This window comes from Acinetobacter brisouii CIP 110357, assembly GCF_000488275.1.
Lineage (GTDB): Bacteria > Pseudomonadota > Gammaproteobacteria > Pseudomonadales > Moraxellaceae > Acinetobacter > Acinetobacter brisouii.
The window spans coordinates 462,179-477,593 of the sequence record NZ_KI530762.1 but is presented as its reverse complement, the minus strand read 5'-3'; the positions used below and the strand labels follow the sequence as shown (position 1 = coordinate 477,593).

11 protein-coding genes are annotated in these 15,415 nt (G+C 39.9%); 5 read left to right on the top strand and 6 right to left on the bottom strand.

The features are described 5' to 3' along the window. The 4 genes from P255_RS15675 to P255_RS02265 all read left to right on the top strand — a co-directional run bounded on the left by P255_RS15675 (position 1) and on the right by P255_RS02265 (position 4,460). Positions 1–126 (top strand): hypothetical protein, encoded by a 126-nt coding sequence (locus P255_RS15675; protein WP_004903214.1) that lies wholly within the window; start codon positions 1–3, stop codon positions 124–126. After that, positions 123–2,198 carry a DUF3987 domain-containing protein gene (locus P255_RS02275; RefSeq protein WP_004903211.1) on the top strand — a complete coding sequence of 692 codons (2,076 nt, stop codon included), beginning with the start codon at positions 123–125 and terminating at the stop codon, positions 2,196–2,198. The genes P255_RS15675 and P255_RS02275 overlap by 4 nt, the downstream gene beginning before the upstream one ends. A gap of 516 nt (positions 2,199–2,714) precedes the next feature. Further along, on the top strand, positions 2,715–3,467 hold the full coding sequence (locus P255_RS02270; protein ID WP_004903210.1) for a DUF4850 domain-containing protein: 753 nt from the start codon (positions 2,715–2,717) through the stop codon (positions 3,465–3,467). A 114-nt stretch (positions 3,468–3,581) separates the two neighbouring features. Then, a complete protein-coding gene (locus P255_RS02265; RefSeq protein ID WP_004903208.1) occupies positions 3,582–4,460 on the top strand; it encodes a hypothetical protein in 879 nt (292 codons plus the stop codon). A gap of 522 nt (positions 4,461–4,982) precedes the next feature. Here P255_RS02265 and P255_RS02260 read toward each other — a convergent pair. From P255_RS02260 to P255_RS02245, 3 genes are all read right to left on the bottom strand, one after another. Then, on the bottom strand, positions 4,983–5,480 hold the full coding sequence (locus P255_RS02260; RefSeq protein WP_004903206.1) for a hypothetical protein: 498 nt from the start codon (positions 5,478–5,480) through the stop codon (positions 4,983–4,985). Positions 5,481–7,518: 2,038 nt separating this feature from the next. After that, complete coding sequence (locus P255_RS02255) at positions 7,519–8,130, bottom strand: DUF805 domain-containing protein (RefSeq protein ID WP_004903205.1); 612 nt, start codon at positions 8,128–8,130, stop codon at positions 7,519–7,521. A gap of 1,219 nt (positions 8,131–9,349) precedes the next feature. Continuing rightward, complete coding sequence (locus P255_RS02245) at positions 9,350–10,225, bottom strand: D-hexose-6-phosphate mutarotase (protein WP_004903200.1); 876 nt, start codon at positions 10,223–10,225, stop codon at positions 9,350–9,352. Positions 10,226–10,356: 131 nt separating this feature from the next. Here P255_RS02245 and glpK point away from each other — a divergent pair, with 131 nt between their 5' ends. Then, positions 10,357–11,844 carry a glycerol kinase GlpK gene (gene glpK, locus P255_RS02240; protein WP_004903197.1) on the top strand — a complete coding sequence of 496 codons (1,488 nt, stop codon included), beginning with the start codon at positions 10,357–10,359 and terminating at the stop codon, positions 11,842–11,844. Positions 11,845–11,880: 36 nt separating this feature from the next. Here glpK and P255_RS02235 read toward each other — a convergent pair whose 3' ends face one another. The 3 genes from P255_RS02235 to P255_RS02225 all read right to left on the bottom strand — a co-directional run bounded on the left by P255_RS02235 (position 11,881) and on the right by P255_RS02225 (position 15,363). Continuing rightward, on the bottom strand, positions 11,881–13,407 hold the full coding sequence (locus tag P255_RS02235) for a DHA2 family efflux MFS transporter permease subunit (protein ID WP_004903196.1): 1,527 nt from the start codon (positions 13,405–13,407) through the stop codon (positions 11,881–11,883). A 6-nt stretch (positions 13,408–13,413) separates the two neighbouring features. Beyond that, positions 13,414–14,565, bottom strand: a complete 1,152-nt coding sequence (locus tag P255_RS02230) for an HlyD family secretion protein (protein WP_004903193.1) — start codon at positions 14,563–14,565, stop codon at positions 13,414–13,416. A gap of 300 nt (positions 14,566–14,865) precedes the next feature. Then, positions 14,866–15,363, bottom strand: a complete 498-nt coding sequence (locus tag P255_RS02225) for a thioesterase family protein (RefSeq protein ID WP_004903192.1) — start codon at positions 15,361–15,363, stop codon at positions 14,866–14,868. Between the last annotated feature and the right edge of the window lie 52 nt (positions 15,364–15,415).

The window sequence follows — 15,415 nt, the reverse complement described above, 5'->3', positions numbered from 1 at the left end:
ATGCCTAATCAAATCAATAAAAAACCAAATTCAAAGAACAAACCATATTTTTCAAAACTTGTTATTCAGCACGAGTTTTTCACATTCCACAAAGATGCTAGTGATTATCAGGAGGGTGAAGAATGAATACCAAACCCACTTGGGACACCACCATTCCTTTTGATTTTGATGGGCATGAACCCAATGAAAAAGCGCCACAATCTGACCTTGTGACGCTTTTAGAAGAAAGCACAGTAACCTTGCTACCTAGTGACCCAGTGAAGCAAGCAATGGTTAAAATCTTTGGTGGCTGTCCCCCTGAAATCAAAAAATCAGTGATTGAAGATTTTGAGGGAGATAACTTTTTCCATCACGCCGTTTGGGACACTTACGATTATAGCTTAAATTTGGTTGGCGCTCGATTCTATGACATTGAACACAATCAAGAAAACAGTAGCTATGCTTGCAAGGGTGGCAATTTCTTTAACGGTGAAAAGCTCAAGGATTCCCCTTTATTGGTCACAGAGGATAGTACCCTCGCCTTTATCACCACTTACGCCGTCTATCATCACCACAAGGTCACAGACAAGGGATTAAAGCAGTTAAGCCAAGAGGCGAAGCAAATCTATTTTGTGTGTTCTCAGCATGAGCTACTGGACTATAAACGGCGCTTTCGAGATACAGGCGTGGATATTCTTGCTCTTAAAATACCTTGTGACATCACCACCAATCAAAGTGAACTAGATGCAGAAATTACAGGCTTAATTATGGCAAGCCAATCCAGTGAGTGGGATGCCCCTATTCCCCTGATACAGGGCAATACTGGGATAAATATACCCTATCCTATCGATTCCCTGCCACCACTGGCAAAGTTGGCAGCCGTTGCGATTGCTGAGCATGTGCAAGCCCCTATTGCTATGACTGCCCAGTGTGTGATTGGGGCAATGTCCCATATCGCCCAGAGCTATGTTAATGCACCCGACAAGCATAACCCTCAAGGCGAACCATGTAGCCTGTTTTTGCTCACTGAGGGGCAAAGCGGTAGCCGTAAGACCACAAGCCGAAAACTGGCAGACAAAGCCATTATTGAGCATGAACGTAAGCAATATGAGTTATACCGCCGTGACCTCGAACAGTGGAAAAGTGGACAGGCAGGCTTAAATAAAAAAGACCGTGAAGCTTACGGCGTGGAGAATCCCCCACCAAATGACCCAAGCACCCTGTACAGCGACATCACACTAGAATCCATTGCAGGCTTATATGTGGACGGCATCATTAAAAATGCCTCCATTTCCAGTGATGAGGCTGCCCAGTTTTTTGGCGGTCACACCATGAAGTCGGATACACGCAATCACGCACTAGGGGGCTACACCAAGCTATTTGATGAAGGCACGGTGGAACGTACCCGATCTAAATCCAACCTTAACGGCAGTGGTCGGGCTTATGATGTGCGATTGACCTTTAATTTACAGGGACAGCATGAAGTTTTATCCGATGCACTCAAAGACCCAGTATTAAGGGGACAAGGCTTTTTGCCTCGCTTTATCCTGACCATTCCCGAAAACTTGGCAGGCACACGGCTACAGGATACGAGCCATCAAGCCAACAATGCCCACCTTGATCATCGGCTTGTTGCCTACTGGACACGCTGCGCTTATCTATTGGATGACTGCCCACAACCTCAAACAGGGCATGAACTGCATGATGGGCGTTTTGTGATGAACATGAGCGAACAGGCAAAGCAGATAGATTTAGCCTTTTACAATGAGGTGGAACGACTACAGGCAAAAGGACAGCGTTATGAGTACCTCCAAGCCTTTGCAAGTCGTGCCAGTCAACTTGCACGGCGCTTGGCGACTGTATTCGCCTATTTCGAGGGAAAGCATGAGATAGATGCCACCATCCTGTCAGGTGCATGTGACATTGTTCGGCACTCACTGGTGGAATGGTCACGTTATGCTGAGATTGAGAGCAAGGAAGAAAACGAAGCCCAAAAACTGCTTAAATGGCTTATCAAGAAATGCACCGAGCAGCATGTGGATAGAATCAATTATTCCAATGTTCAGACCTCATGCCCTCGCCCAATGCAGAAGAACGGCAAGCTATTAGAAATGATTATTCAGCAGCTTGAGGACTCAAATTACCTAAGAGTAGAAACCAACGGCAAGAAGCGATTAATCGTATTAAGTCCCTTTTTACTCGAAAAAGTGACTAAGTGACTAAGTGAGTTATAAGCATATGTTATTTAATAATATTTACTGTTTTAGTCAGTGACTAAAGACTGACTAAGTGACTAAATCAAAAGGGCTATTTTAGTCATTTACTTAGTCATTTAGTCATCGTTAAGTCAGTGACTAATAACGACTAAATTATTATTTATCAGCATCTTAAAACCAACTTAGTCATTTAGTCAGAGTTTCAGGGAAAAATATAAAAATGAGGGGCTGCATCGTGAGTGAATCGAATTTTCGGCTATGTATAGATACCAATAAAATCTTGGTTTCTAACGTGTAGATAAATTACCTTACAAGATAGCCGAATACTCCAAATCTTAGATAACTGAATCAAAAAATCTAGTTTTGTCAGTTTTGATCTTTCGGAAATATTAAAGTCTCTTTGATGTGTTCGGCTATTTCTATTTGAAGCAATGCATTATAGTGATGTAATCCTGATGTAAGGTTATCTAAGCTAGATAAATCTCATCCAATAAAACCTATATAATTTAGAGTGTTAATATGAAATTTAAAATAATCTCAATATTGGCAATGTCACTTTTATCGACTTTTTCTTTTGCTAAAAAATATAACTTTACCCCAGCCAAAGTGACACTCAGTGTTAATGAGCAAAAAAAACGCCATCCTCTAACGTATGTAGGGCAGGCTGTATTCAAAAATGGTGTACATATACCTGTTTATTCAATCAGTGTTCCGATGGGTACTGATGAAAAAGAAAGGCAATACCATTCGCCAACGGTAAACTGTAATTCTTCAAAATGTTATTTTGCTATGGACTTGCCAAAAGATATGGCATCACACATGAAAATCTACAATATTGCGGAAACAGGTCAATGGATATTAGCGCCTGCATCATGGTCTAGAATGGAGGGTTACATTGGGGCAGATGGCAATACCATTATGACAATTACATCATCTGACCAAAAAGCAAATCTAAATTTATATGATGTCCCTGCTTGTGTCGGGTGTGCTATGGAAGCGGCAAGCCCATTTTTCCCAGAAGCTGCTAGAGAATATCAACGAGCTTTTGATATAAAGCTTAATACTTTATCAACACCTTTGCATATTGTGAGAGCAAACAAAAAAACTGTTTATTATCAATATCAATTAAAAGATCAGTATCAAACAAATGGTGTTTCTAAATATAGACCTGATGAGGATAACCCTTATGAGGAAATGAGCGTAACTTTGCCTGAAAATCAAATAGCATATGCAAGACTTATGCTAAATTTTTTCGCTTTGACGCATAAATAAAACAAAATATAAAGTTTTTTAGAGTCCGTAAAAAAGAAATTTCCACTAGCTTAGACAGTGATTTTGAATTTTTAAAATTGAGTAATTTATTTATACAATACAAAAGGGGAATTTATGAAAAGGCTTGTTGCTTTACTTGCACTATGTTGCTGTAACCATAGTTTTGCTTGGGATGGGCTTGAACGAGCAAATACAAATAACAAAACTTCAGGCTCTTTAGGTGGATTAGTTGGTTCTGCCATTATGGATTTAGATAATAAATATACTAGAAATAAAAGAAATTCAGTTGCAAAAGTAGAACATCAAAATGTAAAAAACACTGAGGATAAATTTAGATATTTAGTTGATATAACGAGGAAACTTGATTTTTCAAAGCTCAATAAGAATTATACAAATATAGATTCTTTGAGAAGCATCTATTTAATGAATAATAGGGTTCACAGTGAAACTTTAGAAATGAAAGAAACTATTGTGTCCATGTGCTTTGCTCAAGATATCAATGTAGATAATGAAGGCAGTTGCTTTTATGATTTCTACATATCAAAAAATTATGAACATCAACTCAAAATTCAGCAAGATCAGGAAGAAGCCCAACGCCTAGCAGCTCAAAAGCAAGCTGAACAGGCAGCTATCAGAAAAAGAACAGAATATAAAAAACAGTTAGCTAAGGGGATTCCAAAAACTGAATACAATATAAGAAGATACTGCCAAGCATCTGCAAATATTGTTGTTGATGCATACGTAAATGCAGCATTACAGGCGCAAGTCGGTGCAAGTTCACCACGTTTTAATCGTGCAAATGAGGAATTACTTAATATAACCCCAACTCAAGAAAAGAAATTAATTATGATTGTATCTGATGATGCAGAAAGAGCCATATTATTGAGTAGAGATTATATGCTTCAAAATACACATGCCAATGAGTATGCAACCAAATGTTTTGCTAACCCAAAGACTATGATTATCAATTATTATGAAATATTTAAGAATTAAAAATATAGCCCCTTAACTGGGGCTTTTTCTTGTTTGACGAGATATTTAAATTTAGGTTGACAGAATACTGTTAAAACCATGCCATAAATTATCCTCAAAGCCTTATCTATCAATACTTTCATGGATTTTATAAAAAATCCAATCCATCCACCTACGTCAACCTAAATATTTTAATTTCGTCATACTACGTCAAACAAAACAGAGGGCTTTTACTAAGTCCGTCACAAAAAACGACCTTTAATTTTTTGTTTTACAACAACCCAATAAAAACCACCTCAAAACACACCTTAAAGCCATATACAGCAAGCATTACAGCCATTTATTGAAAACTAAGTTTCGTATCACTACGTAAAACAAAACACCCCCCATTCCGTCAAGGTGGGTCAAGGTAAATTGCTTTACAGCTCTACCCTAAAAACACCCCTAAAACCATGCTCAAATGTAGAGGATGCAAAGTGTACGCCATTCTAGATGAAACCAGTTTAGTAAAGCTACGTAAAGCAAAACGGCTGCTGAAAAAATCTATTTTAAAGTTTTAATTTCTTGCCCATCTTCATTTACCAATACTATTCCAACGGCTTTTAAACGATCTAAAGGATCATCTATTTCTAAATTCCATCCAGCTGGCATGTTTATTTTTAATCCTGATTCTTTTGTATCGAGTTTTAATGATTCTTCATAAGAAATATAAGCTACGCCAAGATTTCTTTTTAAAATATAAGATAGCTCTTTATCAGAATGCTTATCCGCCAAGATTAAATCCCACAATTGATCTATCAAATAAGTCATAGGGACTATGTGTTCTTTCCTACGAACCAAATCTGGATTTTCATAATAAGATTTTGATTTTCCTTTAAAAATAAAAAAATCCTCAGGGTGAAGCAATCTTTCTATAAATCTAGAATGATTACCCAAGAGTTTATTTGTATTCTTTTGAAAATTAATAATATTTTTTATATGTTGAATAATGACATAACAAGTATTCTCAACATGCTTTTCAATGCATTCTTTCTCATTCATTTTTGAAACTCTAATTGTCTGATATTAATATACTCTTACTAGATTAATTAAATACTATTTACATTGATAGCGAATAATTAAGAAAAATACTTCTAAACCATATACAACAAGGCTTTCAGGCATTTTTACAACTTGCGTTTTATCATACTACGTCCAACAAGATAAGCTCATTTCGCAAGACTACGTAAGGGTAAATTTCCTTGATAGGCTACCAGTAAAGAAGCCATCAAAATGACCTCTAATTCATACACAGCAATCTTTACCGCGATTTTGAGGAAAACCCATTTCATCAAGGTACATTAAGGAAAAGTTTGAAAAGTACGGCGTTTCATCCAAGTACATCCAAGTCAACCCTATGCCTGAATTTGCCATTTCAAATGCGGAATAAAGAAAACTTACTCACATTTCAAAGTCGATTAAGTGAAGATTGATTTTTAAATGCCAGTTTTTATGAGGTTCAGGGTTAAGTTTTTATAAGTTCATACCTTAGCATTTCTTAGCAGGTACAGCATTTTAAATAGCAGGTTTTATCAGGTTCAAGACTAATTTTTACTAAGTTTAGATATTAGGTTCAAAGGTTAGGTTTTGTGAGGTTGAATACTAACAAATGCTAACAGGTACAATCGCCAATGGTGGACGGACATTCACCCATCGGCATTTCAAATGCCATCCTATTGTTTTCAATAGCAAAGCGCAAAAGTGCGTTTTGCGAAACAAACCCTATGAAAGAGGGTTTTCTATGCGTACCAAGCTTCGTACTTGAGAGTGCGCACCATTTTAAAAACATGTGTTTTCATGCGCACATGGTTATCTGTTCATTCATGGGCTGAAAACACGCTTTTCCGTGTTCACCTCGGTGTTCACCAAAGCTTTGGTAACCAGTTTGGAAACATAGTTTCTATGGATACCAAAGATAAATCCTTGTTTTATGCGTAACCAATCCTGTAACCGTAACCAGTGCAACCATATTCAAAACATACTTTTCCATGCGCACATCACTGCGCACAGCGAGGGGATTATAACGCTTCCTCAATTTGAGGATGCGAAAATACACAACCGACCAATATTGGAATAATGCAAAATTAAGAAACGCGGGCGGGCGCGAAGGATAGCACCTATTACCCCACTGGGGGGATAACAATAGAATTTCGGATTGTAAATCCAATAAAGTTAATCTTAGTATCCTTACGCTATCAGCATATAATCATTGTCATATCGATTTTTTAGTGCTTTATCGACATGAGAAAAATGAAAAATAAATTTTTAAGTAATTTTCGCCTATCTTTAGTGTGGTAATTTTCGGCTATCTAATGAGGGGTAAAATGCCTAGCAGCAAGTAATTTGTATCACTATTTGTATCACAGCAAAATACATCAATAACTATATATATTATATTCAATAACTTGCATATCGAGTTCAATTGTCGCCATCGCCCGAATATGGGGATATATAAGACGAAAAGGCTTAAATCTAAAGGGTTTAGGCCTTTTTTCTTGCCTGTATATCAAGTTATATGGGGGTAGCTTATCAGTTAGCTTTGTATGGTGGGGTGTATGGGTAAGTATAATTTTTCGGCTTATTTTGCATCATCAAATTTTTAGTGCTCACCCAAATCTTCATTCTTTTAGATAGCATGAATAATAAAGTACAACTGGCTAGGCTTTTTGTATCACTGTTTACACCCTCTTTATTTTCCCTGAGCCAAATTGAAATTTATTTCAATCAAAAACCAGAGAAATAAAATGGGCTGATGAAAACAGTTTACTCAATATTTCGATGAAACTAATTCAATACTTCCTTGAAAAATTCAATTTTGAATTCATCATCTTAAGTTCAATGCACTATTCGTGATTTATTAAGGAAATCGGCGCTATAAACAAGTTGCCTTTACTTATACAACATGAATATGTTCATCAATCACCCAATATAAGAACGCTTCCCTGTTTAACTTTCATGATCTATCTGTTGAAGAACAATATAAAGTTTATAACGCAGAAAATAGCCAAATAAATGGCTACTTTTTTAGCCGAGAAAAGATTTATTTCGCAGGATTTCCCCATTGATTACGCTCAGGTTTGGTTTCACTTACCATCCATATAAACAGTGGAATCAAACCAATAATGGTAAAAGCAATCAACATCCACCAGCCTGAACGGTCAACATCGTGTAAACGACGCACCCCAACGGCAAGTGCTGGCAAAAAGAAAAATAAGTTTAAAAGCCCTGTAAAAATATTCACTTGGCTTTCACTAAGCCCAATAATCGCCAAAATCAGACCTAAAATAAAACCCAATAAAATCTGGAACAGATAAAAATACCAATATTCCTTACGTCGAGCACGACCTGAGAAATTGGTATAATTTTTTAGACATTTCATTGCCCAATCAAAAAAACCATAATTTTGTTCTTCTTGTAACTGTGCATTACCTTCCTGAAATACAGGTGGCTGTTGAAATGGCGTTCCAAGGGTTGCCAAATAAACGCCCACGGCTTGGCCAAGTTCATTGACCAAAAAATCAACTTGCTGCCCTCGAACAGGAGCAACCTGTTCTTTCCATTCTGCACCAATAAAACTGTAGCGTTTATTATCTTCACCATTAATTATGCCTTCATTATATTGAATGCTAAAATCGAGCAACGTACCTTTCATATTTATACTCTCTGTCTATTTAGATCGTTATGGTTAGTTAAATGAAGTATGTACACAAAAAATATATAATTTTTCTATCCAATCCATTTAAAACAATATGCTAGAGGATGACTAGTCTTTTTATTTTTGGTTGAGTTTGCATGCTTTTTTATCACAAACAAATCCCGTCTATTTAATGTAGCAATGTATGACTTTTCAATCAATAACACAGCAAATCTAGAAATATTCGATTTTATATAAAATTGTTTAGGCAAGGGCTGATTCATTTTTTATAAAAATAAAACCCAATAAAATCTATATATAAAACAGTTAAATAATTTCGAGTTATTATTTTTCTGTTATAGAAATAAGCCCTTAAAATGATTATTTCTGTTTCAGGTTTTCCTAGTTTATTTGCATTAGGTTACATTTTCTTGATTAAAAATTCCTAGAAATTTGCTTTAATTATCGCCGACATTTTCTAGAGGGTCATCTGCTATGAAAAAATTTTTCCCAAAAAACCAGGATACTTTTTTGAAAGTAGGTCTGGTCAGTATGATTATCTTGAGCATCAGTACAGCTTTATTTTTAAAAGACTACTATGACCACAGCCTTTTAGCTTTTTTGGTTCTGATGGTTTTTCCTTTTCTCTATATGAAATGTGTGACGACAATTGCCAACAAGATTTATGAAAACGATCCACTTGGATCATTCTAACTCCCATTAAGATGTTGATCTATGAGAGAATAATCTGCTTATAGATCAAAATTTTACAACTCTGCTTTTGAGCATCCGACTAAATAGTTAAAATCAACTCCCCTATCCAACTGGTCGGTTTTAAGGCATATCCACCATATGCATACGGCAAGTTTGTATTACTACCTGATTGTATCTCGGATGCTATCCTTCATAAATTTATGAAAGCGCTAGCCATTATGCTCAGGTCAAGCAGTATTGCTTTGCCATTTCTTTGTCTTATCGCATCAAACAAATACTATTATTATTTTATTTTTCAATAAAGTATAAATTATCAATATTTTAAAAACTCAAACCCTAAGTTTTTTGACTAAAAAACACCCCAAATAGATCAAAAAATAGGATAGTGTGTCATACAAATAGAGTTTTCTTGGGTTCAAGAGGCTTTTATAATCGCGCCACTTGAGTGTTTTTTAACACCTTGTCTCACATGAATTCAGCGCAAAAAATTCATGCCAAAGCTCACTTTTACCAGTGAGCTTTTCTATATTGGTATATCTGTAATTTGGAGCTGGTAATCTACTTTTGAACCTGCAGCTAATCGTACAGTTTCACTGGCAATCTGCCCACATTCTACACAGACAAAATGCTGCCAATCTCCCTCGGCAATATCACCCAAACGCTTCGCTTTGTCTTGCCACGGATTCCAGATCACGGCACTGGCACAGCGAGGTGCAGCAATCTCAATTGCAGTATGCCCTGCCTGTACAATCTGATAATGACCTGATGCTTTCGGATAAATTCGATCAGTTTCTTGTTGAAAGGTCACAGCATCTGCTTCACAAAAGCGTTGATTACTTTGCAATTTATCCATAAATTCAGCGTTTTGCAAACCATGAATTTCAACCTGCCGAATCTGATCAACCTGAAAATAACTATGCCATGCAAAACTAAATTCAAAGGCTTGCGACCCGATATTTTCGACCTGTAAATCCAGATTTAACGATATTCCGCAAGAAATTCGCAATTTCAAACGAAAGGCATGTGACCAGATTTTCCGCGTTTCAGGCGAGTCCTGTAAAATAAAATCAACATGGTGAATGGCTTGAGCTTGGTCATAACTCACGTTTTGCAATTCCCAAATCTGGTTACGTGCAAAACCGTGTGCAGGCTGTAACCCTTGCGGATGCGCGCCAAACCACGGGAAACATAGCGGGATGCCGCCACGCAATGCTTTACCCACCTGTCCCGTATTGGCTTTAGATAACCAGAGTACTGAGTTCGCACGGTGTTTGGGCTGATACTGTAAAATTTGCGCCCCTTGCAAGGCAATGCAAGCACGACAAGATGGACTATCAATTTCAAGGACATCCAAGTCCGTGAGTTGTTGATTCAAATTAAGTTTTTTTATCGCATGCATCTTATGACCATTGATTTGAAAGCGGTTTTTAGCTTAATTGATCTACCTCAGTTTGCAAACATCAAGCACATATCTTTCCCTATACGATTGGGCTAATATTTTTGCAATCCGCCACTACGATGGTTTTGTTAATGAGCTACTTACTTGCACTCGATCAGGGAACAACCTCAAGCCGTGCGATTATTTTTGATGAACTTGGGCAAATTCATGCCATCGCACAACGTGAAATTTCCATTCAGACCCCACACTCGGGTTGGGTCGAACAAAATGCCAATGAAATCTGGTCAACTCAAATTGCCGTGGTACAACAAGCTTTGGCTTCGGCACGGATTCTTGCCAAAGATATTCGGGCACTCGGTGTTACCAATCAACGCGAAACCACCGTGGTTTGGGACAAACGCACAGGCAAGCCTCTCGCACCCGCATTAGTGTGGCAAGACCGCCGTGCGACTGCATGGTGTAACCAGTTAATTCAGCAACAGTTATCTGACAAAATTCATAAAAAAACTGGGCTTCAAATTGACCCGTATTTTAGCGTGGGCAAGCTGGTATGGTTGTTAGAAAATGTTGATGGTTTACGCCAACTGGCACAGCAAGGACATGTGGCATTTGGCACCATTGACAGTTGGCTAGTATGGAATCTGACCCAAGGTGCAGAACATGTGATCGAAGTCAGTAACGCATCACGCACCATGCTGATGAACCTTAGCCAGCAAATATGGGATGAGGAACTGCTCGAATTGTTTAACATTCCTGCCAGTGTCTTGCCTAAAATCATCCATTCCGATGCTTATATTGCCGATACTGCACAAGGTCTACTTGGTAGCAATATCCCGATTGCAGGGATTTTGGGTGATCAGCAGGCAGCATTGTTTGGGCAATCCTGCTTTGAAACAGGCATGGCAAAAAATACCTATGGCACAGGCTGTTTTATGCTGTTCAATACGGGCAACCAACTGCAATACAGTCACAATCAGCTACTCACCACACTGGGATGGACCTGCAACAACCAAACTCACTATGCTCTCGAAGGCAGTGTATTTATGGCAGGTGCTATTGTGCAATGGCTACGTGACGGCTTAGGTATTATTAAAAGCAGTCAAGAAGTGGAAAATCTGGCGTCCCAGGTCAAAGACACCGATGGTGTTGTGCTAGTACCTGCATTTACAGGGCTGGGTGCGCCCTATTGGGATAGTGATGCACGTGCATTACTGTGTGGTATGTCGCGTGGCACCACCAAAGCCCACATCGCTCGTGCTGCCCTAGAAGCAATCGCCTTTCAAGTGGCTGATGTTTTCACAGCAATGCAATTGGATTTATCTCAACCCTTAAAAGAATTACGAGTTGACGGTGGCGCCTGTCAAAATGACATGCTGATGCAATTTCAGGCGGATATTTTAAATGTCCCTGTAATGCGCCCGAAAATGCGTGAAGCTACTGCATGGGGAGCCGCGGCTATGGCAGGCTTGAAAATCGGGGTATTTTCCGATGTCGATGAAATTGCCCAGTCTTGGCAACTGGATCGCTGCTTTGAACCCAACATTTCATCCGACCAGCGCCAGAGCCAGCTGCAACAGTGGCATAAAGCCCTGCAACGCGCCCGCTCTGATTTAAGTTAAAATAAAAGAAGCCAGTCGAATGACTGGCTTCTTTTATTAGTGAGCATGCCCACCCTCGACATTGCCTTTAGCACGCGGACTAAACCAAATCAAAATTGCCCCGACCAAAAAGACCAACGTAAAAATTAAAAATACATGATTGACCGAAATGGTTAAGGCTTCTTTATCGACTAAATTCGCAATGGTGCCCACAATGGTTGAATGGCTCATACCACTAGCTTCAAGTGCCCGTACTGTTCCTTCGGGATGCAAACTGGATACCATTTCACTACGGGCAATCTTGCTATGATCATCCCAAATCGTCACTGCTAATGAAGTTCCCAGTGCACCTGCCATGGTTCTTACAAAGTTCATCAACCCTGCTGCCGATGCAATTTCTTGCGGTAAGACTGAGCCTAGTGCCAGATTAGACAATGGAATAAAGAAAAATGGGACAGCAAAACCCTGAATAATCTGTGGTAATGCCAATGCCATAAAATCTGCTTCATTGTTCCAGAAAGCCCGCAGCAAGGTCACGCCACTCATCAGCACAAAACCGAAGGACGCCAGTAGCCGCGCATCAAACTTGCTGGCAAGTTTTGCCACGATCGGCGACATGGTCAAACTTCCAAAGCCCATCATTGCCGTCAGGTAACCTGCCCACGTGGCGTTATAGCCCATGTTGCTTTGTAGCCACTGTGGAATAATCACAATACTGCCAAAGAAAGCAGCAAAACCGAATGCCAGTGTCAACGTTGCAATCGAAAAACCCCGATGCCTGAAAATTCGAATATCCACCACGGGGTGCTTATCAGTGTATTCCCAGATCAGGAAGACCACAAAACCAATCGCTGCGATCAGTCCCAATACAACAATCATGCCGTTATTGAACCAGTCACGATCATGTCCTAAATCCAACATCAGCTGTAAGGCAGCAATCCAGAGAATCAGCAGCCCCAAGCCCATCCCATCGATTTTTAACTGTGTCGTTGGCGTTTCTGCGGGTGTCAGTACCCGTATTGCAGCCAGCGCACAAATAATCCCGACAGGCAAATTAATAAAGAAAATCCAGTGCCAAGTCAGGTTGTCACTGATCCAGCCACCTAAAATCGGCCCCAGAATTGGCCCCACTACGGTGGTCATTGCCCATAGCCCCATGGCTTGGGCATGTTTTTCAGGTGGGAAAATACGCATCAGCAAGGCTTGGCTAATTGGCATGAGTGGACCGCCAAACAACCCTTGCCCAATTCGGCAAAACACCAACATTTCAAGACTGTTGGATAAACCACACAGTAAGGAAAATACGGTAAACCCGATCAGACAGGCAACGAAAATCCGTACTGAACCAAAACGCCCAGCCAGCCAACCTGTTAACGGTACACAGATTGCTTCAGCAACCGCATAGGACGTAATTACCCATGTACCTTGCGAGGTTGAAATTGCCAAGTCACCACTAATATGGGTGACTGAGACATTGGCAATGGTGGTATCAAGCACCACCATAAAGTTTGACAGCGCGATTACAAATGCTGCCAGCAGTAATCGCCCTCCTGTCAACTCAGCAAAAGGAGTGGCATTTTTCATAAGCAATTACTTCGCACTGAGGTCAACATCAGCATTCATCGACAACCCGACACGTAGTGGATGTGCTGCCAGTTCTTTTGGATCAAGTGCAATACGTACAGGTAAACGCTGTACCACCTTAATCCAGTTACCTGTGGCATTTTGTGCAGGAATCAAGGCAAACGCTGAACCCGTTCCGCCCGAAAAGCCCATGACTTTGCCATGATAGACCACACTTTTTCCATACAAGTCAGAGGTAAGGGTTGCAGTTTGCCCGATACGAACTTTGGCAAGCTGGCTTTCTTTAAAGTTAGCATCAACATAGAGTTGTGAAATAGGGACTACACTCATGAGCACAGTGCCAGGTGCAACCCGCTGCCCGACCTGAATATTACGACTCGTCACCACACCATCAACAGGTGCACGAATCACTGTACGTTCCAAATCAAGCAAGGCCTGTTGAACCTGGGCTTGTGCGGTCAAAATATCGGGTGCGGTGTTTTCACTAGCCCCCGTAATCAAGGCTTCATTGGCAGCCAAGTTACTTTGTGCCGCTTTACGGCTGGATTCGGCTTGCGACACGGCTGCTTTGGCTACATTGAGTGCTGCCAGTGCAGTTTTTGCCGCACTTTGTGACGATGTCAGTTCTTCTTTAGAAATCGCACCTGTTTGCTCAAGTGCCTGACGACGAGCTAACTCTTGACGTGCATTATCATAATCTGCCTGCGCTTTAACAACTTGTGCCTGCGCACTGCTAATGCTGTCACTACTCACAAAAATTTGTGAATTTAACGAGCTGCTGTTGGCTTGGGTCTGGTGATATTGACGTTTGGCTTTTGCCAATGCCGCTTCTGCCTGTGCGAGTGCAATTTTGGCATCACGCTGATCGACCTGTACTAAAATATCGCCTTTATGCACTTGTTGCGTATCTTGTACCAAAACTTTTGAAACTTGCCCTGTCACCATTGAAGTGATTTCAGCAGTATCAGCGCCTACATAGGCATTGTCGGTATTGACCGTGTTATTAAACAAAATGGCCCAAATCGCATAAAGTACCGCTGCAATAATCAATATGAGTGCCAAAAAGCCAAGCATTTTTTTGCGTTTGGCTTTCATGGCTGGTTCAGAATTTGACTCTGGCGGTTGGGTCTCGGGTGTATTATTGGAGACATCTGTCATCACATATTCCTAAATTAACTCAAACTGTGATCAGAACACCTCAAATACATCTCAGCTGTGCACAGGCTTTGCCAATCGGCTCAGGAAATGTATTTGAACTATACCCAGTCTTGATTTTTTGAATCGTTTGCTTCGTTATATCGGGTAAAAATCACATTTTGATTATAAAAATACAAGATTGTTTTTTTCGTAAAAACGTGTACAAAGTGCAACAGAACCCCTGATTTTAATAGGCTTCCAGCACATAAAAACACAATCTAAGACTTTAATATTCATCAATATTTATAAATATTCATCTATTTAGTAAGCATAAGAAGCAATTGCCACCGCAATGGTGACTGAGCAGTCATTTTGCATAGACATTCTCATTGTACAACTTTTTTTGCCCATTCTTAAGACTTCTGCATGCGCAATAAAAGATTGTCCTCGACCAGGTGCCAGATAATCCACCCTCAAATCCAGTGTTGCCAGACGTTCGATCTGTTTCAGCACCTGTGCCCGATTATGCACATCGGCACGTTTGTACAACTCTGCCATGGCCACCACACCCCCAAGGCTATCGAGCAAGGTCGCTGCCACACCGCCATGCAGAATTTCATAAGCCACATTGCCAATCAGGTTTGGCTGCATATTCAAATGCCCCTGAATCTGATCATCCACCACCCGCATGCAAATCCCGTTGTGTTGTAAAAAAGGCGAATGGTTAAAGGCATCACACAATTGCTGCAAGATTGCAAAGAGCTGATTTTCAGATGAAATATCCAGTTGCCCTGTCCATGTTTTTTTTGCTTGACCCATGCTGAGTTATTCCTTGAATGATGATATGTTCTTGTACAAACGCCTCATTATA